Below are 19,208 nucleotides of genomic sequence, written 5' to 3' on the forward strand. Positions count from 1 at the left end.
TCCCGCGACTTTGGTCCCGATGAAGGGTCGACCCTATGGCAGATCCCCCCACCGGGCGAGCGGACGTCAGCCAGCTGTTCCAGCTGCTGCGCGACGGCCGGCCGCGCACGCGCGCCGAGCTGTCGAAGTCGACCGGGCTCGCCCGCTCCACGGTGACGGGCCGCGTCGACGAGCTGCTGCGCCTCGGGCTCATTACCCCGGTGGGCGAGGCCGCATCGACGGGCGGCCGGCCGCCGTCGCAGTTCGCGCTCAATCCGGGCGCGAAGGTGGTCATCGCCGCCGACCTCGGCGCCTCGCACGCGACCGTCGCCCTCGCCGACCTCACCGGCGAGCTGCTCGCCGAGCACGCCGAGCCGCTGCCGATCGACCTCGGCCCCGAGCCCGTGCTGACCTGGGTCGTCGACGGCGCGCGCGCCCTGCTCGAGCGCACGGGCCGCTCGGAGCGCGACGTGGCGGCGATCGGGATCGGCCTGCCCGGCCCGGTCGAGCATTCGACCGGCCAGCCCGTGAACCCGCCGATCATGCCGGGCTGGGACCGCTTCGACGTGCCGGGCTGGATGCGCGAGCACCTCGACGTGCCCGTCCTCGTCGACAACGACGTCAACATCAGCGCGCTCGGCGAGCGGGCGTTCGCGTGGCCCGGGACCGAGCACTTCATGTTCGTCAAGGTGGCCACGGGCATCGGCGCCGGCATCATCTCGGACGGCCTGCTGCAGCGCGGCGCGCAGGGCACCGCGGGCGACATCGGCCACGTGCGTGCCGCGCGCGACGTGGACGTGCCCTGCCGCTGCGGCAACCACGGCTGCCTCGAGGCCCTCGCGGCCGGGCCCGCGATCGCCCGCACGCTCGCGGCGCAGGGCCTGGACGCGCGCACGGGGAGCGACGTGGTGGAGCTCGTCAAGCGCGGCGAGCTCGCCGCGATCCAGGCCGTGCGCCAGGCCGGGCGCGACATCGGCGAGGTGCTCACGACCGCCGTGAGCCTGATCAACCCCTCGGTCATCGCGATCGGCGGGTCGATGGCGCGCGTGAGCGAGCACCTCATCGCCGGCGTGCGGGAGATCGTCTACACCCGCTCCTCGCCTCTGGCGACCGAGCACCTCGCGATCGTGCAGTCGGCCGCCGGCCGCAGCGCCGCCGTGCGTGGGGCGGCGATCCTCGCGGTCGAGCACGCCCTCAGCCCCGAGGGCCTCGCCCACGCCTTCGCCCCGCGCTGAGGCGGGTGCGGGGTCGCTTCGTCTCCGCGGCTCCGCCGAAGCGCCGGAGATGAAGCGCCCAGCTTGAGCCGCCCGCATGGGCGCGAACGGTCTCGACTCCGCGCCTTCGACGCTCCGCTCGACCCGTCTCCGCTCGCTTCGCTCGGTCGACGAGCCCGGGCCGTCACGGCTCGAGCAAGGAGGGACCCCGTTCAGCACCCGATCGGTGCGACTCGCTCGGTCAACGAGCCCGGGCGATCACGGCTCGTCGACCGGAGCGGCGAAGCCGCGGAGCGGAGACGGCTCGAGCGAGCGCAGCGAGTCGAGAGCGCACGCCCCCGCGCGTCAGGCCTGGACGAAGAGGTAGCCGCGCTTCGGGTCGAAGCCGGCGATCGCGAGACCGCGGTTGAGGAGGACGCCCATCTCGCGGCGCACGCGCATGCGCCACTCCTGGGCCTCGGCCGGGGCCTCGAGCCGCAGGTGCTCGATGTTGTCGGGGATCTCGAGCGTCGCCTGCACGGCGTCATCGGCCGGCGGGGAGGCGATGTCGGCCAGCGCCCACTTCACGTCGAGGCGGTCGCTCTCGTCGCCCGCGTCGCCGCCGCCGAAGATGCCGTACTGGTTCACGGCGTAGCCCGTCACGCGGGCGCCCAGCACGGTCAGATAGAAGTGCGCGTTGCGCGAGACGAGCGGATCGAACGTCCAGGTGATGTTGCCCACGTCGCGGGCGAGGGCCCACTGGCGCTGATGCTCCTTGAGCTCGCGCCCCCAGCCGCGGCCGCGGAACTCCGGCAGGAGCGCGGTGATGTGCGAGTGCATCGAGCGCGAGCTCGGCGGCCCGAAGAACGCGACCGAGGCGCCGACCATCCGGCCGTCGTCGAAGTAGCCCGTGGCGTAGTTGCCCGACTGCTGCAGCGCGCGCATGGTGCCCGCATCGATCACCCGCTGCGGGCCGCGGATGGCATCGAAGATGCCCTGCGCCTCGAGGATCAGTTCGACGGTGTCCAGATCGCGGATCTCACGCATTGCCCCAGCCTAAACCGGCCGGGAACCCGCGAGCACCGGCGGGGCGGTCGCCGGATCGTCGCCGGCTCTTGCGGCAGCGGCCGGGGTCCGCGAGGATGCCGCCGTGAGCGAGCAGTGGCTGATCCTGGAGCACACCGCGACCGAGGGCAATGTCGGCCAGGTGTTCTCGCACCCGGACTTCCCGAAGCACGTCGCGTTCCTGCGCGCGCTCGAGGCCGACGGGCTGCTCGTCGCGGCCGGCCCGCTCCCCGACACGCTCGGCAACGGGATGGCGATCATCCGCGCCGCGGATGCCGACGCCGCGGCGGAGGTGACCCGCCGGGCTCAGGAGGAGGACGGATCCGTGCAGGCCGGCCTGCTCACCGTGCGGGTGCGCCCCTGGAACGTGCGGTTCGGTTCCGCGTCGGGCTGAACCCGCGCGTCACAGGTGACGCAGCTCGCCCTCGATCGCGGCGGCGGTCTCGAGCAGGGCCGGCACGATGCCGCCGCGCAGCCGCTCCAGCGTGACCCGCGTCGTGCTCGTCGACACGTTCATCGCCGCGATCACGCGCCCGCCGCGCCCGCGGATCGGCGCGGCCACCGAGCGGACCCCGGCCTCGAGCTCGCCGTCGACCACGGCATAGCCGTCGGCGGCCGCGCGATCGAGCGCCGCGGCGAGCGAGCCGGCGTCGACGGGCGCGCCCGTGGCCGGCGAGGTGAGGGGCGCCGCCAGCGCGGCGTCGCGCTCCTCGGCCGGCAGGGCCGCAAGCAGCACGCGACCCATGCTCGTCGCGTGCGCGGGGAAGCGGGTGCCGATCGTGATGCCCACGCTCATGATGCGCCGCGTGGGCACGCGGGCGATGTAGACGATGTCGGATCCGTCGAGCACGGCGGCCGAGACGCTCTCGTCGACCCGGCGCGAGAGATGCTCGAGGTGCGGCTGCGCGATCTCCGGCAGCGACAGCGCCGACAGGTAGCTGAAGCCGAGCTCCAGCACGCGCGGCGTGAGGCTGAAGCCCCGCCCGATCTGACGCACGTAGCCGAGGGCCTCGAGCGTGTGCAGGAACCGGCGGGCGGCCGCGCGCGTCATGCCCGCGCGCGCGGCGACCTCGCTCAGCGTGAGCTCGGGATGCGCGGCATCGAACACGCGGATCACCGCGAGCCCGCGCGCGAAGGACTGCACGAACTCGCGGGTGTCGGGATCGGTCATCGGGTCATCCTCTCAGGATGTTGCGGCCGTCGGTCTCGACTGCGCGCCTTCGGCGCTCCGCTCGACCCGTCTCCGCTCCGCGCTTCGCGCTCCGGTCGACGACCCCGTACGGGTCGTCGACCGAGCGAAGCGAGCGGAGACGGGGTGAGCGAGCGAAGCGAGTCGAAACCGCCGGCCTCAGACCAGACGGCTCAGCGCTCGAGCACCACTGCGAGGCCCTGGCCCACGCCGATGCACAGCGCGGCCACGGCCACGCCGCCGCCGCGCTGCTTGAGCGCGTGCGCGGCGCGGCCCACCACGCGGCCGCCCGAGGCGCCGAGCGGGTGGCCGATCGCCAGCGCGCCGCCGTGCGGGTTGAGCTTGGCGGGGTCGAGGTCGGGCCAGCCCTTCAGGCACGCGAGCGACTGCGACGCGAAGGCCTCGTTGAGCTCGACGACATCGACATCGGCCCACGTCTTGCCCGCCCGCTGGAGCGCCTTGTTCGCCGCCTCGATCGGGGCGATCGGGAAGTCGTCGGGGTCCACGCCGTGCCAGCCGCGGCCGGCGATGCGCGCCAGCGGCTCCGTCTCGAGCGCGCCCTCGCCGCCGATGAGCACGGCCGAGGCGCCGTCGTTGATCGACGACGAGTTGCCCGCCGTGACCGATCCGTCGGCCGCGAACAGCGGCTTCAGGGCGGCGAGCTTCTCGACGGTCGATCCGTCGCGGATGCCCTCGTCGCGCGCGAGCTCCGCGCCCGGCACCTGCACGATCTCGTCGGCGAACACACCGTCGGCCCAGGCCCGGCCCGCGAGGTCGTGGCTGCGCACCGCGAAGGCGTCCTGCTCGTCGCGCGAGATGCCCCACTCGCGGGCGATCTTCTCCGCCGACTCGCCGTTGGAGATCGTCCAGTGCTTCGGCAGCGCCCTGTTGACCATGCGCCAGCCGATCGCGGTGTTCCACAGGGTCTGGTTGCCGACGGCCGCGAACGGCTTGGCCGACTTCTCCATCACCCACGGCGCGCGGCTCATCGACTCCACGCCGCCGGCGAGGATGAGGTCGGCGTCGCCCGACTCGATGGCGCGGGAGCCCTGGAACACGGCCTCGAGCGACGAGGCGCACAGCCGGTTGACCGTCACGCCGGTGACCGTGGTGGGGAAGCCCGCGAGCAGCGCGCCGAAGCGCGCGACGTTGCGGTTGTCCTCGCCGGCCTGGTTGGCGTCGCCGAAGATCACGTCGTCGATGCGCGCCGGGTCGATGCCCGTCCGCTCGACGGCGGCCTTCATGACGACGGCGGCGAGGTCGTCGGGGCGCACGCCCGAGAGGGCGCCGGCCGCCTTACCGAACGGGGTGCGGACGGCGTCGTAGACGAAGCTGGCGGTCATCATGCCTCCTGGAGGGCGAGCCCGGTCAGCGACTCGAGCTCCTCGATGGTGTTGTCGCCGAACAGCTCCCGCACACGGAAGCCGTCGGGGGTGACGTCGAACACGGCATAGTCGGTGTAGACGCGGGTGACGCAGGCCACGCCCGTGAGCGGGTAGGTGCACGAGGCCACGAGCTTGGACTCGCCCTGCTTGGTGAGCAGATCGGTCATCACGAAGACCTGCTTGGCGCCGATCGCGAGGTCCATCGCGCCGCCGACGGCGGGGATCGCGTCGGGGCCGCCGGTCGACCAGTTGGCGAGGTCCCCGCGCTCCGAGACCTGGAATGCGCCGAGCACGCACACGTCGAGGTGGCCGCCGCGCATCATCGCGAACGAGTCGGCGTGGTGGAAGAACGCCGCCCCCGCCTGGGCGGTGACCGGCTGCTTGCCGGCGTTGATGAGGTCGGGATCGATCATCCCCTCCGCCGGGGCCTCGCCCATGCCGAGCAGGCCGTTCTCGGTGTGGAGGATGATCTCCTGGTCGCTGGGCAGGTAGTTCGCCACGAGCGTGGGCGCCCCGATGCCGAGGTTCACGTACGAGCCCTCGGGGATGTCGGCCGCGATGCGGGCGGCCAGGTCCTTGCGGTCGATGCGGGTGGTCACTTCGCCTCCTCCTGGGCAGTCTGCAGCGGGCGGCCCTCGATGTCGACGCCTCCCACGAACGCGCCGTCCTTCAGCCAGGGGCGCGAGCCGATCGCCACGACGCGGTCGACGAAGATGCCGGGCGTGACGACCGTCTCCGGATCGATCGAGCCCAGCTCGACGATCTCGTCCACCTGCACCACGCTCGTCGTGGCGGCGGTGGCCATGATCGGCCCGAAGTTGCGGGCGGTCTCGCGGTAGACGACGTTGCCCCAGCGATCGGCCTTCAGGCCCGAGACGAGGGCGAAATCGGCCTTGATCGGGTATTCGAGCACGTACTCGCGGCCGTCGATGACGCGCGACTCCTTGCCCTCGGCCAGCTGCGTGCCCACGCCGGTGGGGGTGTAGAACGCGCCGATGCCGGCGCCGGCGGCGCGGATGCGCTCGGCGAGGTTGCCCTGCGGCACGAGCTCGAGCTCGATCTCGCCCGCGCGGTAGAGCCCGTCGAACACCCACGAGTCGCTCTGCCGCGGGAACGAGCAGATGATCTTGCGCACGCGCTTCTTGGCCAGCAGCGCCGCCAGGCCCGTGTCGCCGTTGCCGGCGTTGTTGTTCACGATCGTCAGCTCGCTCGCACCCTGGGCGATGAGCGCATCGATCAGCTCGACGGGCTGGCCCGCGCGGCCGAATCCGCCGATCATGACGGTCGCCCCGTTCTGGATCCCGGCCACGGCGTCCTCGACGCTCGCGACGGTCTTGTCGATCATCCGACCTCCTCGATGAGACGGAGCCGGCAGCCCCGCCGAAGTTCGCTGTGCGAACACACGTTCGCTACACGATCATCGTAGCGCGCGCCGTCCGAGCCGTCGACCCCGGAAACCGGGTGATTGCGCGGATCCCTATGAGTTGAGGGACCTCGTCACATGGCGTCATCCCGTTGGCCCGCCGCGCGTGGTGGCCCCTACGCTCGCGATACCCCCGAGAGGAGCACCACCATGGCGACGATCCAGACCAGCACCGCCGGCAGCCTTCCCCGCACGCAGGCGCTCATCGACGCGAACGCCGCGCGCGAGTTCGAGGACGACGGCTTCACGCTGAAGTCCACGCCCGAGTTCGAGCAGCTCGTGACCGAGGCCGTGGCCGAGGTCGTGGAGCGCCAGCGGGCGGCGGGGATCACTCAGCCGGGCGACGGCGAGTACGGTCACGTGATGTCGGCGCCCACCGACTACGGCGCGTGGTGGGTGTACTCGTTCCAGCGCGCGAGCGGGCTCACCCTCACCGACGAGACCATCTTCACGCAGCAGCCGGTGCGCTCCGAGCCCGGCAAGGTCCGCCTGACGTCGTTCCCCGATCGCCGCGACTGGGTGCGCTTCCGCGAGGCGTACAGCGACCCGACGAGCGGCATCGGCGTGGGCAGCAACGCCACCGGGTTCCCCGCCACCACCGGTCCGATCGCCTACCGCGGCCACGACGCCGTCGCGAGCGACGTGCGCAACCTCGTCGCGGCGCTGCGCCCGGGCGAGCAGGGCTTCATCCCGTCGCTCGCCCCGGGATCGGCCGCGCGCATCGCGAACCGCTACTACGCCACCGACGAGGAGCACATCGCCGCCTGGGGCGCCGCCCTGCGCGAGGAGTACCGGGCGATCACCGACGCGGGCCTCATCGTGCAGCTGGACGACCCGTCGCTGGCCGAGAACTGGGACCAGATCAACCCCGAGCCGAGCATCGAGGACTACAACGCCTTCACGCAGATCCGCATCGACGCCATCAACGAGGCGATCCGGGGGCTGCCGAAGGAGCAGGTGCGGCTGCACCTGTGTTGGGGCTCGTGGCACGGACCGCACACGACCGACATCGAGCTGAAGCACATCCTGAAGACGATCCTCGGGGCGAACGTCGGCCAGATCTCGTTCGAGGCCGCCAACGCCCGCCACGAGCACGAGTGGGCGGTGTGGGAGGAGAACAGGCACCTCATCCCCGACGACCTCATCCTCGTGCCCGGCGTGATCGGCCACTCGACCAACCTCGTCGAGCACCCCGACCTCGTCGCCCAGCGCATCGAGCGGTTCGCCCGGATCGTGGGCCCCGAGCGCGTGATCGCCTCGACGGACTGCGGCCTCGGCGGCCGCATCCACCCGCAGATCGCCTGGGCCAAGCTCGAGTCGCTCGGCGAGGGCGCGCGCCGGGCGCGGGTCTGAGCGCCCCGCTTCGCATGCAGAAAACTGCTGCCGATCCGACGATCGCGCAGCAGTTTTCTGCATCCGGGGCCTCAGAACGGGCCGTAGACCTCCGTGGCGATGCGGTAGGCCGTGTTGGCGGCGGGCACGCCCGAGTAGATCGCGGACTGGAGGATGACCTCCTTGACCTCGTCGACCGTGAGGCCGTTGCGCAGGGCGGCGCGGAGGTGCATCGCGAGCTCCTCGTGATGGCCGTGCGCGATGAGCGACGAGATCACGGCGACCGAGCGCATACGGCGGTCGATGCCCGGGCGCTGCCACACGTCGCCCCAGGCCACGCGCGTGATGAAGTCCTGGAAGTCGGCGGTCAGGTCGTTGGTGTTGGCGATCGATCGATCGACGTGCTCGTCCGAGAGCACCTCGCGGCGCACGCGCATGCCGTTCGCCCACCGCTCCCCGTCGGGGATGCCCTCGCCCGCGGGGCGGTCGCCGATCTCGGCCATCAGTGCTCCTCGAAGAAGCGGATCAGCTCGGCGGCGACCTCGGCGGGCTTCTCGGCCGGCGCGAGGTGGCTCGCGTCGGCGATCCCGACGGTGCGGCCGTTCGCGACGGCGCCCGCGATGAGCTCCGCGTCGGCCTGCGGCGAGACCGGGTCGTGCTCGCCGTACATGGCCAGCACCGGGGTGGTCGCGCCCCGCAGCGCCTCGCGCACGTCGAAGGCGGCGAGCGCCTCGCAGCACAGCGCGTAGCTCTCGTCGTCGGCGTCGCTGAGGTTGTGCAGCAGGCGGCCGGTGATCACGGGGCGCGCGGCGATCGAGCCGGGGGCGAACCAGCGCTCGGCCTGCGCCGAGACGAGCACGGGGGTGCCCTGCGCACGGATCTTCGCGGCGCGCTCGGTCCACATCTCCGGCGTGCCGAACTTGGGGCTCGAGCACACGACCGCGGCCGCCTTGAGGAGGTCGCCGTGGCGCACGACGAGCTGCTGGCCCGTGGCACCGCCGAGCGAGACGCCCGCGTAGTAGACCGGGGCGCCGAGCTCGCGGATGACGGCGGCGAGCGCGTCGGCGAGGTCCTCGGTCGAGAACGCGGCGGTGGCGGGCTTGGAGGCGCCGTGGCCGGGCAGGTCCCACAGCGCCACGCGGTAGCGCTGCGACAGGATCGGCACGACGTCCTCCCACAGCACGGCCGAGGCGGTGCCGAGCGACGGACCGAGCAGCACGATCGGCGCACCGTCGGGGCCGACGGGCTCGGTCACGGCGAGGTCGGGAAGCGTCATGGGTTCTCCTTCGTGATGGGGCGTGCCGCGCGTTCGCGCACAGATCCGTGCGTTCCTCCCCGGAACGCGGCCCGATCGTGTGCGCGAGCGCGATGTCTGTTGAGTTGTGCGCGGGTCAGTCGGCGCCCGCGGGGCCGTCGAACGCGATGACCCAGTCGGCGGCGGGCGGGGGCGGCAGGCTCTCGACGAACGGGGCCGCGAGCCCGGTGTAGTGCGCGGGATCCAGCAGGTCGTCGGGATCGCCGCCCGCCTCGGCCACGAGGGCGCGCAGGTCGCCGCCCTCGGCGACGGCGCGCACGATGCGGGCCGCCACGTCCTTGCCGAGCACCGCGCTGAGGCGCTCGGACACGATCAGCCCGCCGGTCGCGCCGAGGTTGCGCGCGACGGCCTCGGCGTCGACGCGCAGGCCCTCGGCCAGCTCCGCGGCGTGCGAGGCGGCGCCGAGACCGAGGCGCAGCAGCTCGCGCAGCGTGGGCCACTCGGCGTGCCAGGCGCCGTCGGCCCGCTCGTCGGCGAACAGCCCGGCGGCGAGCTGCAGCGTGGCGGCCAGCTGCGGGGCGCGCATGGCGGCCGATCGGATGAGCACCGATCGCGCCGGGTTCTGCTTCTGCGGCATGGCGGACGACCCGCCGCCGGAGGGCTCGGACAGCTCGGCGATCTCGGTGCGGGAGGCCGTCGCCACGTCGGTGGCGAACCGGCCGAGCGCCGCGATCGCCTGGGCCACCGCCTCGCCGATCTCGGTGACGGGCCAGCGCTCCGTGTGCCACGGGATGTCGAGGTTCCCCAGCTGCAGCTGCTCGGCGAACGCGGCGCGCAGCGCCTGCGCCCGCTCGGGGCCGACCGCCTCCACCGCGGCGGCCATCGTGCCGCCCGCGCCGCCCAGCTGCGCGAACACGGTGGCCGACGCCGAGCGCACCCGGTCGGCCGCGCGGGCGACACCGCGCTCCCACGTCGCGGCGCGCAGGCCGATGGTCGTCGGCACGGCGTGCTGGGTGAGGGTGCGTCCCGCGGCCACGAGGTCGCGGTGTGCGCGCGCGAAGGCCTGCAGCGCGAGGGAGACGTGGATCAGATCCGCGCTGATCTCGAGGCACGCGTCGCGGGCCAGGAGCATGAGGGCGGTGTCGACGATGTCCTGGCTCGTGGCGCCCCGGTGCACCCACGGCTTCACCGCGTCGGGGGCGCCGGCACGCAGCGCGGCGACGAGCGGGATCACCGGGTTGCCGCCGGTGACCGCCTCGACCGCCAGGGTCTCGATGCCGATCGGCACATTGAAGAGCGCCTCGGCCTGCTCGCCCGCCTCGGCCGAGGCCGCGCCGATCGCGGCGTAGGCCTTGACGAGCGCGACCTCCGCCTCGACGAGCGCGCGCAGGTAGGCCGCATCCGACACCGCGCCGTCGCGCCCGGCGGCGACGGGGTTCAGCAGCCCCACGTCGAACGGCACGGCCGAGCCCGGGTCCTCCGCAGAGAACCCGGGCTCGGTCACGCCGTCAGTAGGCAAGGAAGACCGTCTCCTTGTCGCCCTGCAGGTGGATGTCGTGGCGCAGGTAGCCGTCCTCGGTGCGCGTGGCGACGAGGGTGGCGCGCTCCGCCTCCGAGAGGGAGTCGAGCAGCGCGTCGCTCTGACCGGCCGCGATCGCCTCGGGCAGGTAGATGCGCGTGTGCAGCTTGTTGGGCAGGCCGCGGGCGAAGACGATCGCGGCGAAGAACGGGGGCTTGCCCTCGTCCGTCGCGCCCGGGTTGCGGGTCCAGAAGTGGTACCCGCCCTCGTCGGTCGTCATGCAGCGGCCGAAGCCCGTGAAGTGGAAGCCGTCGCGCGCCAGCGAGCTGCGCCCGCGCGGCACGGTGCCGTCGGCGTCGGCGCCGAAGATCTCGACGAGCGCGTCGGGGATCGGCGCGCCCGCGCCGTCGTACACGGTGCCGGCGAGCACGATCGAGCCCGGGCTGTGCGGGAACGCGACCTCGTTCATGTGCGGGTACTCGAGGCCGAAGCGGAAGAACGGGCCGATCGTCTGGCCGGCGGTCGGCTCCAGGGTCTTCTCGGGCGCCATGATCAGTGCTCCCCCTCTTCGGGCTCGAACCAGGTGGCATCGGGACCGTCGACGACGATGTCCCAGCGGTAGCCCATCGAGAACTCCGGCACCGTGAGGTCGTGGTCGTACTCGGCGATCAGACGCTGGCGAGCCTTCTCGTCGCGGATGGTGTTGTAGATCGGGTCGAGCGCAAACAGCGGGTCGCCCGGGAAGTACATCTGGGTGATGATGCGCTGCGTGAAGCCCGTGCCGAACAGCGAGAAGTGGATGTGCGCGGGACGCCACGCGTTGACGTGGTTCTTCCACGGGTACGGGCCCGGCTTGATCGTCGTGAACTTGTAATAGCCGTCGGCGTCGGTGACGATGCGGCCGGCGCCGGTGAAGTTCGGGTCGAGCGGGGCGGGGTGCTGGTCGCGCTGGTGGATGTAGCGGCCGGCCGCGTTGGCCTGCCAGATCTCCACGAGCTGGTGGGCGACGGGGCGACCCCAGCTGTCGAGCACGCGACCCTCGACCGTCATGCGCTCGCCGAGCGGCTCGCCCGAGTGCTGCAGGGTGAGGTCGGCCTCGAGCGCCGCGACGTCGCGCTGCCCGAAGGCCGGGCTCCACAGCTCGATCGTCTCGGGGTCGACGAGCTGCGGGTTCTTGGTCGGGTGGCGCAGGATGCTCGAGCGATACGGCGGGAAGTCGTACAGGGTCCCGGGTACCTGCTCACCGGCCGCGACGCGAGCCGCCGCGTCGGCGTGGATCTCCTGGATCTCGGCGGTGATCTGGCTCTGCGACGCCTGATCCGGTGCCGCGAGCAGCGACTCCGGGGCGGCCGCGGGGGTCTCAGCCATAGTGTCTCCTTCGACGGGTACGTGCGGAATCAGCGTGACGCAGGACCCGGATCCATGAACCGCGTTCTCCCGATGACTGGGAGTTGCCGTCAGCGTAGCCCACGCTCACGCCCGCAGCGCCTTGGTGAGCTCGCTCGCCGCCTGGCGGACCAGGCCGGCCAGGCGGCGCTCGTCGGCACGATCGATGTGGGCGACCACGCCCACCGCCGCGGGCGGCAGCCCCGCCACGGAGCCCAGCGCCGCGGCGATCGAGACGTTGCCGAGCGTCATCTCCTCGCGCGCCGTCGCGTAGCCGCGTGCGCGGGTCGCCTCCACGTCCGCCCGCAGCGCGGCCTCCTCCGTGATCGTGTGCACGGTCTCGCGCTCGAGGCCGGCGGCGCAGTACTGCCCGATCCACTCGTCGCTCTGCAGCGCGAGCAGCGCCTTGCCCACCCCGACCGCGTGGAGGGCAAGCCGCCCGCCCATGCGGCTGATCGTCGGGATCGAGCCGTGGCCGGTGACCCGGCCGACGAAGAGCGCGGTCGCCTCGGCGGGGCTCGGGGCGTCGAGCACGGCGAGGTGCACGTTCTCGCCCGTGGCCTCGTAGAGCCGCTGCATGTGGGGCAGCGCCGTCTCGCGCAGCTGCAGCGCCAGCGGCGACAGCTCGCCGAGCTCGAACAGCCGCTGCCCCACCACGTACCGCCGCCCGGGCACCCGGGACAACAGCCCGAGCTCGACCATGCGCGCGAGCAGCCGGTGCAGCGTCGAGGGCGACAGCCCCGTCAGCTCACCCAGGCGCGTGGCGCCCAGCTCCGGCTCGTCCTCGCCGAAGCAGGAGAGCACGCGCATGGCGCGGTCGAGCGTGCCCTCGGCGGCGTCGGTCATGCGACCGTCTCGGCATCCTTCCGGTGATCGGCCACGCGCGCCACGGGGATCTGCAGCACGACGAGCAGACCGATCACGGCCGCACCGGCGCACACGAAGAACACCCCGGGGTAGCCGCTGCCGGCGGCGATCATGAGGCCGAAGATGTACGGGCCGATGATCGCGCCGAACCGTCCGATGCCCGAGGTCAGGCCGATGCCCGTGCCCACCAGGCGCTTCTCGTAGATGTAGCCGGCCATGGCGTACAGCAGCACCGAGGTCGAGAACACGAACACGCCCGAGATGAAGATCACGCCGTTGAGGACGTACTCGTTGTCCATGCGGATCGCCATGATCAGCAGCAGCACGGTGGCGGCCGCGAACCAGGCCAGGGCCACGCCCTTGATGCCCTTCGCGTCGGCGAGGCGGCCCGAGATGATGATGCCGGCGATCGCGCCCACGTTGAAGATGAACAGCATGACGAGCGAGTTCGCGACGGGGTACCCGGCGGCCGTCATCACCTTGGGCAGCCACGAGTTCAGGCCGTAGATGAGGACGAGGCCCATGAAGTTGGCCACCCACAGGCCGATCGTGGCGCGCAGGTAGCGCGGCTTGAGCGTGTCGAGCACGCCCGGCTTGGCGCCGGCGGCGGCGACCACCTCGGCGGCCGCGACCTTGTGGAACGCCGTCTCGGGGAGCTGGAAGAACATGACGACCGACAGGATCACGCCGAGCGCGCCGCCGACGTAGAAGAGCAGCTCCCACGAGGCGCCGACCCACAGCGCGACGAGCGACGCGGCCACGGCGCCCACGTGGTAGCCGGTCATGACGAGGCCGTTGGCCCGCGAACGGCGCTCCGGCGGCGCCGCCTCCTGCATCATCGCCAGCGCGACCGGCATGCAGCCGCCCAGGCCCAGGCCCGCGAGGAGGCGCAGCACGGCCATCGCGGCGGGGTTCGGGAACAGCGGCAGCAGCAGCGTGAAGATCGAGAAGCTCAGGGCCGCAATGATCAGCGGCCACCGGCGCCCGAAGCGGTCGGAGATCGGGCCCATGGCCGCGGCGCCCACGCCGACGCCCACGAGCGACAGGGTCACGACCACGTTGAGCGCGGCGACGTCCATGCCGGCGTGCTCCGTGAGGGTCGGGATCGCCGCGCCGAGGGCGACGATGTCGTAGCCCTCGAAGACGACGGTGAACCAGCACAGGAACACCATCCAGCGGCTGGCCGTGACCACGCCCAGCGAGTTCGTGATGGCGGGAGGGCCGCCCAACAGGGTGCGGCGAGGGGAATTCGACATCTTCGTCCTTCGGGTCGGCGACAGTGCGGCACCGATGTTATCCCACTCACTGGGAGGGTGTGATCACGCCGGCTTCGCGGCGGGGAACACTCGTGACGTTCCCGATCCGTCGAAGGAGACGCCATGCCCGAACGCACCCAGGTCGCCATCGTCGGCGCCGGCCCCGCCGGTCTGCTGCTGTCGCACCTGCTCGCCGAGGCGGGCATCTCCTCGATCGTGATCGACTCCCGCACCCGCGAGCAGATCGAGACGACGATCCGCGCCGGCATCCTCGAGCAGGGCACCGTCGAGGTGCTCCACGAGACCGGCGCCTCCGACCGCGTCCTCACGGTCGGCGACCGTCACGACGGCATCTACCTCGGCTTCGAGGGCGAGCTGCACCACATCGACTTCACGTCGCTCATCGGCCGCAACGTGTGGCTCTACCCGCAGCACGAGGTGCTCATCGACCTCATCGCCGCGCGGCTGAAGGGCGGGCAGGACCTGCGCTTCGGCGTCACCGCCCAGCGCGTGGAGGACGCCGAGAGCGCGCGCCCGAAGGTGATCGCGACCGACGCCGACGGCGCGGAGCTGACGATCGAGGCGGACGTCGTCGTCGGCGCCGACGGGTCGCGCAGCGTGGTGCGCCAGGCGATCGTCGGGTCGCACGGCGGCTACTTCCGCGAGTACCCCTTCGCGTGGTTCGGCATCCTCTGCGAGGCCCCGCCGAGCGCCGACGAGCTCATCTACAGCAACTCGCCCGACGGGTTCGCGCTCATCAGCCAGCGCAGCCCCACCGTGCAGCGCATGTACTTCCAGTGCGACCCCGAGGCCGACCCCGACGCCCTGAGCGAGGCGCAGATCTGGGACGAGCTGCAGCGGCGCACGCCCGGCACCGAGCTCAACGAGGGCCGGATCTTCCAGCGCGACGTGCTGAAGTTCCGCAGCTTCGTGGCGTACGAGATGCGCAAGGGCCGCGCGGTGATCGTGGGCGACGCGGCGCACACCGTGCCGCCGACGGGCGCGAAGGGCATGAACCTCGCCGTCGCCGACGTCGTGCTGCTCGACAGGGCGATCCGCGCGCTGCTCGAGAACGACGAGCGCCCGCTCGACGCGTTCTCGGAGACCGCCATGCGCCGGGTGTGGAAGGCACAGCAGTTCTCGTGGTGGATGACCTCGATGCTGCACACCATGCCCGAGGCGTCGGACTTCGACCGCCGGCGCCAGGTCGCCGAGCTGCGCACCGTCACCGACAGCCGGGCCGGCATGACGTACCTCGCCGAGGCGTACACCGGCTGGCCGCTGCCGCGGTGATCACTACCCGTTGAGGGATAGAGTCGCCGGGTGAGCAACGAGGCGAACCGCATTTCCCCCGCGCCGGGCCGAGGCGTCTCGCTCGCCCTGCTGCTGGCGGCGATCTGCGTCATCGGCATCAACATGCGCGTGACGATCACGGGCGTCGGCCCGCTCCTCGAGCAGATGAGCGCCTCGACGGGCAGCACCGTGGCGACGCTCAGCACCCTCACGTCGGTCCCCGTGTTCACGTGGGCCGTGCTGTCGTCGTTCGCCCACCCGCTCTCGCACCGGTTCGGCCTGAACCGCGTGGTGCTGTGGTCGCTGCTGCTGCTCGCCGTCGGCACCGCCGTGCGCTCGCTGCCCGGCCCCGTGTTCTCGCTGTGGTTCGGCACGCTGCTGGTGGGCATCGCCCTGGCCGTGGCCAACGTGCTGCTGCCGGCCGTGGTCAAGCGCTCGTTCGGCACGCGCGTGCCGCTGGTGACGAGCATCTACACGGCGCTCTTCGCCGGCTGCGGCGCGCTCGCCTCGGGCCTCGTGGTGCCGATCTCGTATGCGGCCGAGCCGTCGGGCGGCGACCTGGGCTGGCGCGTCGCGCTGCTGGCCGTGGCGGCGACGCTGCCCGTGGCGCTCGTGCTGTGGGCGCTGCACATGCGCCGCTTCGGCCGCGACCCCGGCCGCCCCTTCGCGCGGCGCGCCGATCGCGGGCCGAGCGTGTGGGGAGATCCCGTCGCCTGGCTCGTGGGCCTCTATATGGGCGTGCAGGCGATCTCGTTCTACGTGATGATCACGTGGCTCGCGCCGTACTCGCGATCGCTGGGGCGCAGCGAGGTGGTCGCGGGCTTCGACGTGATGATCTTCCAGATCGTGGGCGTCATCGGCTCGCTGTCCGTGCCGCTGGTCATGCGCGGGCGCATGGAGAAGTGGGTGCCGGCCGCACTCCCCGTGCTCGCGGTGCTCGGCTTCGGCGGCATCCTCGTCGCGCCCCAGGCGCTGCTGCTGTGGATCGTGCTCGCCGGCCTGTGCAGCGGCGGCTCGATCGCGTGCGCACTCACGCTCATGGCCACGCGCGCCCGCGACCACCACACCGCGTCGGCGCTGTCGGGCATGGCGCAGTCGGTGGGCTACGTGATCGCGGCGATGGCGCCGATCGCGTTCGGCGCGCTGCACACGGCCACGGGCGGCTGGGCCGCCTCGTGGACCTTCCTCACCGTCAACGCCGTGGTGCAGATCGCCCTCGGCATCGCGGTGGGCCGCGACCGCCACGTGTTCGACCGCCTCGACCGCTGACCCCGGGCGTGCGGCGTCGGTCTCGACTCCGCGCCTGCGGCGCTGCGCTCGACCCGTCTCCGCTCCGCGCTTCGCGCTCCGGTCGACGAGCCGTGGTGCTCGCGGCGCGACACGAGCGACAACCCCCCCCCCCCCCCCCCCGGGCTCGTCGAGCGAAGTGAGCGCAGAGCAAGTGCGTGCGGCATCGGTCTCGACTCCGCGCTTCGCGCTCCGGTCGACGAGCCGTGATGCCTATGGCGCGACACGAGCGATAACCACCCGGGTTCGTCGACCGAGCGAAGCGAGCGGAGACGGCTCGAGCGAAGCGCAGCGGAGTCGAGAGCGAGACCGCAAACCCCGTCCAGCGGTGTCAACCCCGCGACGGCGGCCCGGGGCCGCGCGATACTGGCGGCATGGTCCGTCTGCGCCGCACGTTCCCGGATCAGCCCGGGTGGACGCGGCGCAAGGCCGGGCGCGGCTTCGTGTACCTCGATCGCGACGGCTCGCGCCTGCCCGAGGAGGCGGTCGAGCGGATCCGCGCGCTGGCGATCCCGCCCGCGTGGCGGGACGTGTGGATCACGCCGCACGAGAACGGGCACCTGCAGGCGGTCGGCACGGACGACGCCGGGCGGCGGCAGTACCTTTATCACCCGCAGTGGCGGGCGCGACGCGACGCCGCCAAGTTCGACCGCGTGCTCGACTTCGGGGCCGCGCTGGGCCGCGCCCGGCCGCGGCTGCTCGAGGATCTCGCGCGCGACGGCATGCCGCAGGAGCGCGCCTGCGCCGTCGCGGTGCGACTGCTCGATCTCGGCTGCTTCCGGATCGGCGACGACGTGTACGGCGATCGCTACGGCAGCTACGGGCTCACCACCCTCGAGCGCGCGCACGTGCGCCGCACCGGGGGTGTGCTCGTGTTCCGCTTCACCGGCAAGTCGGGGATCACCCACCGCATCGAGATCGACGACGAGCCGGTGTGCACGGCGATCGAGACCATGCGCCGGCGGCGCGACGACGAGGCCGCGCTGCTGGCCTTCCGCGGCCCGGACGGCTGGCGCCGGCTGACGCCTGCCCTCGTCAACGACTACGTGCGCGCCTCCACCGGGACCGACGCGACCGCCAAGGACTTCCGCACCTGGCACGGCACGGTGCTGGCCGCCACCCATCTCGCCGAGAACCACGTCGAGGGCGCCTCGGCCACGGCGCGCAAGCGCGCGATCGCGGCGACGATGCGCGAGGTGGCGGCGTTCCTCGGCAACACCCCGGCGGTGGCGCGCGCCTCGTACGTCGACCCGCGCGTGGTGTCGGCCTTCGAGGAAGGCCGCACGATCGAGCGCGCGGTGCGGCGCCGCCATCCCGACGCCGACGCGCGCCAGCTGGCGCTGGAGCGGGCGACGATCCGCCTCATCCGGGACTGAACCCGGTTGCGCCCGCACAACGACGGCCATCCGCGGGCGCCGCGCCCGAATCGAGGCCGAGAGGAGGGAGCGGCCGATTCTGCCGTCGTTGTGCGGGCCGGCCCGAGGACTCCGCCGCCGGACGCATTCCGCCGCATAGGCTTGACGGGTGAGCGAAACGGCGGCCGATCTGCTGATCGCCGCCGCGTGCGCCCTCGTCGCCGTCGTCCTGGCATGGCCGGTGCCGATCGCGCTGTCGCGGGCGGCGTGGCCGCCCCGTCACCCCGTCGTCGCGCTGCTGCTCTGGCAGGGCATCGCCCTGGCCGGTGGGTTCTCGATGATCGGCGCGCTCTGGCTCTTGGGAGTCGCGATCGCGCCCGCTCACCCCCTGCTTGCCGGCCTCCCCGCGATCGCCCTGGCGCTCTATCTGCTGGGGCACCTGATCGCCGCGATGGTGTCGTTCGAGCGGCAGCGCCGACGCCACCTGGAGCTGCTCCTGCTCCTGAGCACCCCGGACCCCGAGCGCACCCGGACGCGCGTGCTCGACGACGCGGCACCCGTCGCCTACTGCCTCCCGCGCGGGGTCGGATCGGTCACCGTCCTCAGTCGCGGCCTGCTCGACGAGCTGGACCATGACGAGCTCTCCGCCGTCACCGCGCACGAGCGCGCGCACGTGGAGCAGCGCCACGAGATCCTGCTCGTCGCGTTCAAGGCCTGGCGTCAGGCCCTCCCCTGGTTCCCCATCGCGGCCAGGGCAGAGACCGAGGTGTCGGCCCTGGTCGAGATGCTCGCCGACGACGTCGCCCGCCGCACCCAGCCGGACGAGACGCTCGCCCGGGCGATCCTCAAGGTCGCCGGCACGGGATCCCTCGGCACCGACCAGACCGCGAAGGCGTCCTCGCGGCGCGATCGCATGCAGGACCGGTTCCGGCGGCTCAGCGCGTAGGTCGCGCTCGGATCAGTGCGAGCCGGAGAGGAGCTGGCGCAGCGTGGCGGCGTCCTCCTCGGACACGCCGCCGACGAAGCGAGCCAGCACGGCGCTGCGGTCGTCGGCGACGCCGAGCACCTCGTGCATGAGCTCGGCCATGTGGTCCTCGCGCGAGGCGAGGGCGCGGTACTTGTGCGGGCGGGCCGAGCGGTCCGACGCCACGAAGCCCTTCTTGTCGAGCCGCGACAGGACGGTCAGCAGCGTGGTCGCCGCGAGCTCGCGGCCCGCCGCCTCGAGCGCGTCCTTCACGTCGTAGGCGGTGAGGGGCTCGTCCGCGTTCCAGACGACGTCCATGACGGCCCGCTCCAGGTCTCCGAGATTCGCCATCACCCACCCCTTTCCGGCACTCAGACGAGCCCCTATTCTACCCGCGGCCGAAGATGTTCTACACACGGTCGAAATATTTTCTTCTAGGGCCTGTCGAACTAGTTCTACG

General features: G+C 72.5%; 20 protein-coding genes. 7 read left to right on the top strand and 13 right to left on the bottom strand.

The window, feature by feature from the left end; translation table 11 throughout:
• The first annotated feature begins 35 nt into the window (after positions 1 to 35).
• A complete protein-coding gene (locus tag E3O41_RS12715) occupies positions 36 to 1,214 on the top strand; it encodes an ROK family transcriptional regulator (protein ID WP_067026855.1) in 1,179 nt (392 codons plus the stop codon).
• A 324-nt stretch (positions 1,215 to 1,538) separates the two neighbouring features.
• Here the strand turns inward: E3O41_RS12715 and E3O41_RS12720 are convergent, their stop codons facing one another.
• Positions 1,539 to 2,219, bottom strand: a complete 681-nt coding sequence (locus tag E3O41_RS12720; protein WP_135012540.1) for a GNAT family N-acetyltransferase — start codon at positions 2,217 to 2,219, stop codon at positions 1,539 to 1,541.
• Positions 2,220 to 2,322: 103 nt separating this feature from the next.
• Here E3O41_RS12720 and E3O41_RS12725 point away from each other — a divergent pair, with 103 nt between their 5' ends.
• Entirely contained in the window at positions 2,323 to 2,631 is a 309-nt protein-coding gene (locus E3O41_RS12725; RefSeq protein WP_067026857.1) for a YciI family protein, read from the top strand.
• Between the two features lie 9 nt (positions 2,632 to 2,640).
• Here the strand turns inward: E3O41_RS12725 and E3O41_RS12730 are convergent, their stop codons facing one another.
• The 4 genes from E3O41_RS12730 to E3O41_RS12745 all read right to left on the bottom strand — a co-directional run bounded on the left by E3O41_RS12730 (position 2,641) and on the right by E3O41_RS12745 (position 6,156).
• The gene (locus tag E3O41_RS12730) at positions 2,641 to 3,408 is read right to left on the bottom strand and encodes an IclR family transcriptional regulator domain-containing protein (protein WP_067026859.1); all 768 of its coding nucleotides are present in this window, start codon (positions 3,406 to 3,408) and stop codon (positions 2,641 to 2,643) included.
• Between the two features lie 191 nt (positions 3,409 to 3,599).
• A complete protein-coding gene (locus E3O41_RS12735; RefSeq protein WP_067026861.1) occupies positions 3,600 to 4,769 on the bottom strand; it encodes a thiolase family protein in 1,170 nt (389 codons plus the stop codon).
• The gene (locus tag E3O41_RS12740; protein ID WP_067026863.1) at positions 4,769 to 5,410 is read right to left on the bottom strand and encodes a 3-oxoacid CoA-transferase subunit B; all 642 of its coding nucleotides are present in this window, start codon (positions 5,408 to 5,410) and stop codon (positions 4,769 to 4,771) included. The genes E3O41_RS12735 and E3O41_RS12740 overlap by 1 nt, the downstream gene beginning before the upstream one ends.
• Complete coding sequence (locus E3O41_RS12745; RefSeq protein WP_135012542.1) at positions 5,407 to 6,156, bottom strand: 3-oxoacid CoA-transferase subunit A; 750 nt, start codon at positions 6,154 to 6,156, stop codon at positions 5,407 to 5,409. The genes E3O41_RS12740 and E3O41_RS12745 overlap by 4 nt, the downstream gene beginning before the upstream one ends.
• Positions 6,157 to 6,384: 228 nt before the next feature.
• On the opposite strand from E3O41_RS12745, the gene E3O41_RS12750 reads away from it, so the two are divergent.
• Complete coding sequence (locus E3O41_RS12750; protein ID WP_067026867.1) at positions 6,385 to 7,587, top strand: cobalamin-independent methionine synthase II family protein; 1,203 nt, start codon at positions 6,385 to 6,387, stop codon at positions 7,585 to 7,587.
• 71 nt (positions 7,588 to 7,658) lie between these two features.
• Here E3O41_RS12750 and pcaC read toward each other — a convergent pair whose 3' ends face one another.
• From pcaC to E3O41_RS12785, 7 genes are all read right to left on the bottom strand, one after another.
• On the bottom strand, positions 7,659 to 8,069 hold the full coding sequence (gene pcaC, locus E3O41_RS12755; RefSeq protein WP_067026869.1) for a 4-carboxymuconolactone decarboxylase: 411 nt from the start codon (positions 8,067 to 8,069) through the stop codon (positions 7,659 to 7,661).
• Positions 8,069 to 8,842: an alpha/beta fold hydrolase gene (locus E3O41_RS12760; protein WP_135012544.1), complete on the bottom strand. Its 774-nt coding sequence runs from the start codon at positions 8,840 to 8,842 to the stop codon at positions 8,069 to 8,071. Before E3O41_RS12760 ends, pcaC begins: the two co-directional genes overlap by 1 nt.
• Positions 8,843 to 8,957: 115 nt before the next feature.
• Positions 8,958 to 10,325 carry a lyase family protein gene (locus tag E3O41_RS12765; RefSeq protein WP_067026873.1) on the bottom strand — a complete coding sequence of 456 codons (1,368 nt, stop codon included), beginning with the start codon at positions 10,323 to 10,325 and terminating at the stop codon, positions 8,958 to 8,960.
• Between the two features lie 4 nt (positions 10,326 to 10,329).
• Complete coding sequence (pcaG, locus tag E3O41_RS12770) at positions 10,330 to 10,890, bottom strand: protocatechuate 3,4-dioxygenase subunit alpha (RefSeq protein WP_135012546.1); 561 nt, start codon at positions 10,888 to 10,890, stop codon at positions 10,330 to 10,332.
• Between the two features lie 2 nt (positions 10,891 to 10,892).
• On the bottom strand, positions 10,893 to 11,708 hold the full coding sequence (pcaH, locus tag E3O41_RS12775) for a protocatechuate 3,4-dioxygenase subunit beta (protein ID WP_135012548.1): 816 nt from the start codon (positions 11,706 to 11,708) through the stop codon (positions 10,893 to 10,895).
• Between the two features lie 105 nt (positions 11,709 to 11,813).
• The gene (locus E3O41_RS12780; protein ID WP_067026879.1) at positions 11,814 to 12,572 is read right to left on the bottom strand and encodes an IclR family transcriptional regulator; all 759 of its coding nucleotides are present in this window, start codon (positions 12,570 to 12,572) and stop codon (positions 11,814 to 11,816) included.
• Entirely contained in the window at positions 12,569 to 13,849 is a 1,281-nt protein-coding gene (locus E3O41_RS12785; RefSeq protein ID WP_067026881.1) for an MFS transporter, read from the bottom strand. The genes E3O41_RS12780 and E3O41_RS12785 overlap by 4 nt, the downstream gene beginning before the upstream one ends.
• A 123-nt stretch (positions 13,850 to 13,972) precedes the next feature.
• Between E3O41_RS12785 and E3O41_RS12790 the strand changes: the two genes are divergently transcribed.
• From E3O41_RS12790 to E3O41_RS12805, 4 genes are all read left to right on the top strand, one after another.
• The gene (locus E3O41_RS12790) at positions 13,973 to 15,142 is read left to right on the top strand and encodes a 4-hydroxybenzoate 3-monooxygenase (protein WP_135012550.1); all 1,170 of its coding nucleotides are present in this window, start codon (positions 13,973 to 13,975) and stop codon (positions 15,140 to 15,142) included.
• Between the two features lie 30 nt (positions 15,143 to 15,172).
• The gene (locus E3O41_RS12795) at positions 15,173 to 16,411 is read left to right on the top strand and encodes an MFS transporter (protein WP_240482426.1); all 1,239 of its coding nucleotides are present in this window, start codon (positions 15,173 to 15,175) and stop codon (positions 16,409 to 16,411) included.
• A gap of 392 nt (positions 16,412 to 16,803) precedes the next feature.
• Positions 16,804 to 17,805: a DNA topoisomerase IB gene (locus E3O41_RS12800; RefSeq protein WP_067026885.1), complete on the top strand. Its 1,002-nt coding sequence runs from the start codon at positions 16,804 to 16,806 to the stop codon at positions 17,803 to 17,805.
• 148 nt (positions 17,806 to 17,953) lie between these two features.
• A complete protein-coding gene (locus E3O41_RS12805) occupies positions 17,954 to 18,730 on the top strand; it encodes a M56 family metallopeptidase (RefSeq protein ID WP_067026887.1) in 777 nt (258 codons plus the stop codon).
• Positions 18,731 to 18,742: 12 nt separating this feature from the next.
• On the opposite strand, the gene E3O41_RS12810 is transcribed toward E3O41_RS12805, so the two are convergent.
• Positions 18,743 to 19,099 carry a BlaI/MecI/CopY family transcriptional regulator gene (locus E3O41_RS12810; RefSeq protein WP_067026888.1) on the bottom strand — a complete coding sequence of 119 codons (357 nt, stop codon included), beginning with the start codon at positions 19,097 to 19,099 and terminating at the stop codon, positions 18,743 to 18,745.
• Between the last annotated feature and the right edge of the window lie 109 nt (positions 19,100 to 19,208).

The organism is Microbacterium sediminis (assembly GCF_004564075.1).
In the GTDB taxonomy this organism is placed as follows: Bacteria; Actinomycetota; Actinomycetes; order Actinomycetales; family Microbacteriaceae; genus Microbacterium; species Microbacterium sediminis.

Bases quoted from the DNA above. Each gene is read 5' to 3' on its own strand.
- E3O41_RS12810 (WP_067026888.1), bottom strand. From the start codon at position 19,099: ATGGCGAATCTCGGAGACCTGGAGCGGGCCGTCATGGACGTCGTCTGG.
- E3O41_RS12785 (WP_067026881.1), bottom strand. From the start codon at position 13,849: ATGTCGAATTCCCCTCGCCGCACCCTGTTGGGCGGCCCTCCCGCCATC.
- E3O41_RS12790 (WP_135012550.1), top strand. From the start codon at position 13,973: ATGCCCGAACGCACCCAGGTCGCCATCGTCGGCGCCGGCCCCGCCGGT.
- pcaH (WP_135012548.1), bottom strand. From the start codon at position 11,708: ATGGCTGAGACCCCCGCGGCCGCCCCGGAGTCGCTGCTCGCGGCACCG.
- E3O41_RS12735 (WP_067026861.1), bottom strand. From the start codon at position 4,769: ATGACCGCCAGCTTCGTCTACGACGCCGTCCGCACCCCGTTCGGTAAG.
- E3O41_RS12760 (WP_135012544.1), bottom strand. From the start codon at position 8,842: ATGACGCTTCCCGACCTCGCCGTGACCGAGCCCGTCGGCCCCGACGGT.
- E3O41_RS12715 (WP_067026855.1), top strand. From the start codon at position 36: ATGGCAGATCCCCCCACCGGGCGAGCGGACGTCAGCCAGCTGTTCCAG.
- pcaG (WP_135012546.1), bottom strand. From the start codon at position 10,890: ATGGCGCCCGAGAAGACCCTGGAGCCGACCGCCGGCCAGACGATCGGC.
- E3O41_RS12750 (WP_067026867.1), top strand. From the start codon at position 6,385: ATGGCGACGATCCAGACCAGCACCGCCGGCAGCCTTCCCCGCACGCAG.
- E3O41_RS12780 (WP_067026879.1), bottom strand. From the start codon at position 12,572: ATGACCGACGCCGCCGAGGGCACGCTCGACCGCGCCATGCGCGTGCTC.
- E3O41_RS12800 (WP_067026885.1), top strand. From the start codon at position 16,804: ATGGTCCGTCTGCGCCGCACGTTCCCGGATCAGCCCGGGTGGACGCGG.
- E3O41_RS12730 (WP_067026859.1), bottom strand. From the start codon at position 3,408: ATGACCGATCCCGACACCCGCGAGTTCGTGCAGTCCTTCGCGCGCGGG.
- E3O41_RS12745 (WP_135012542.1), bottom strand. From the start codon at position 6,156: ATGATCGACAAGACCGTCGCGAGCGTCGAGGACGCCGTGGCCGGGATC.
- E3O41_RS12720 (WP_135012540.1), bottom strand. From the start codon at position 2,219: ATGCGTGAGATCCGCGATCTGGACACCGTCGAACTGATCCTCGAGGCG.
- pcaC (WP_067026869.1), bottom strand. From the start codon at position 8,069: ATGGCCGAGATCGGCGACCGCCCCGCGGGCGAGGGCATCCCCGACGGG.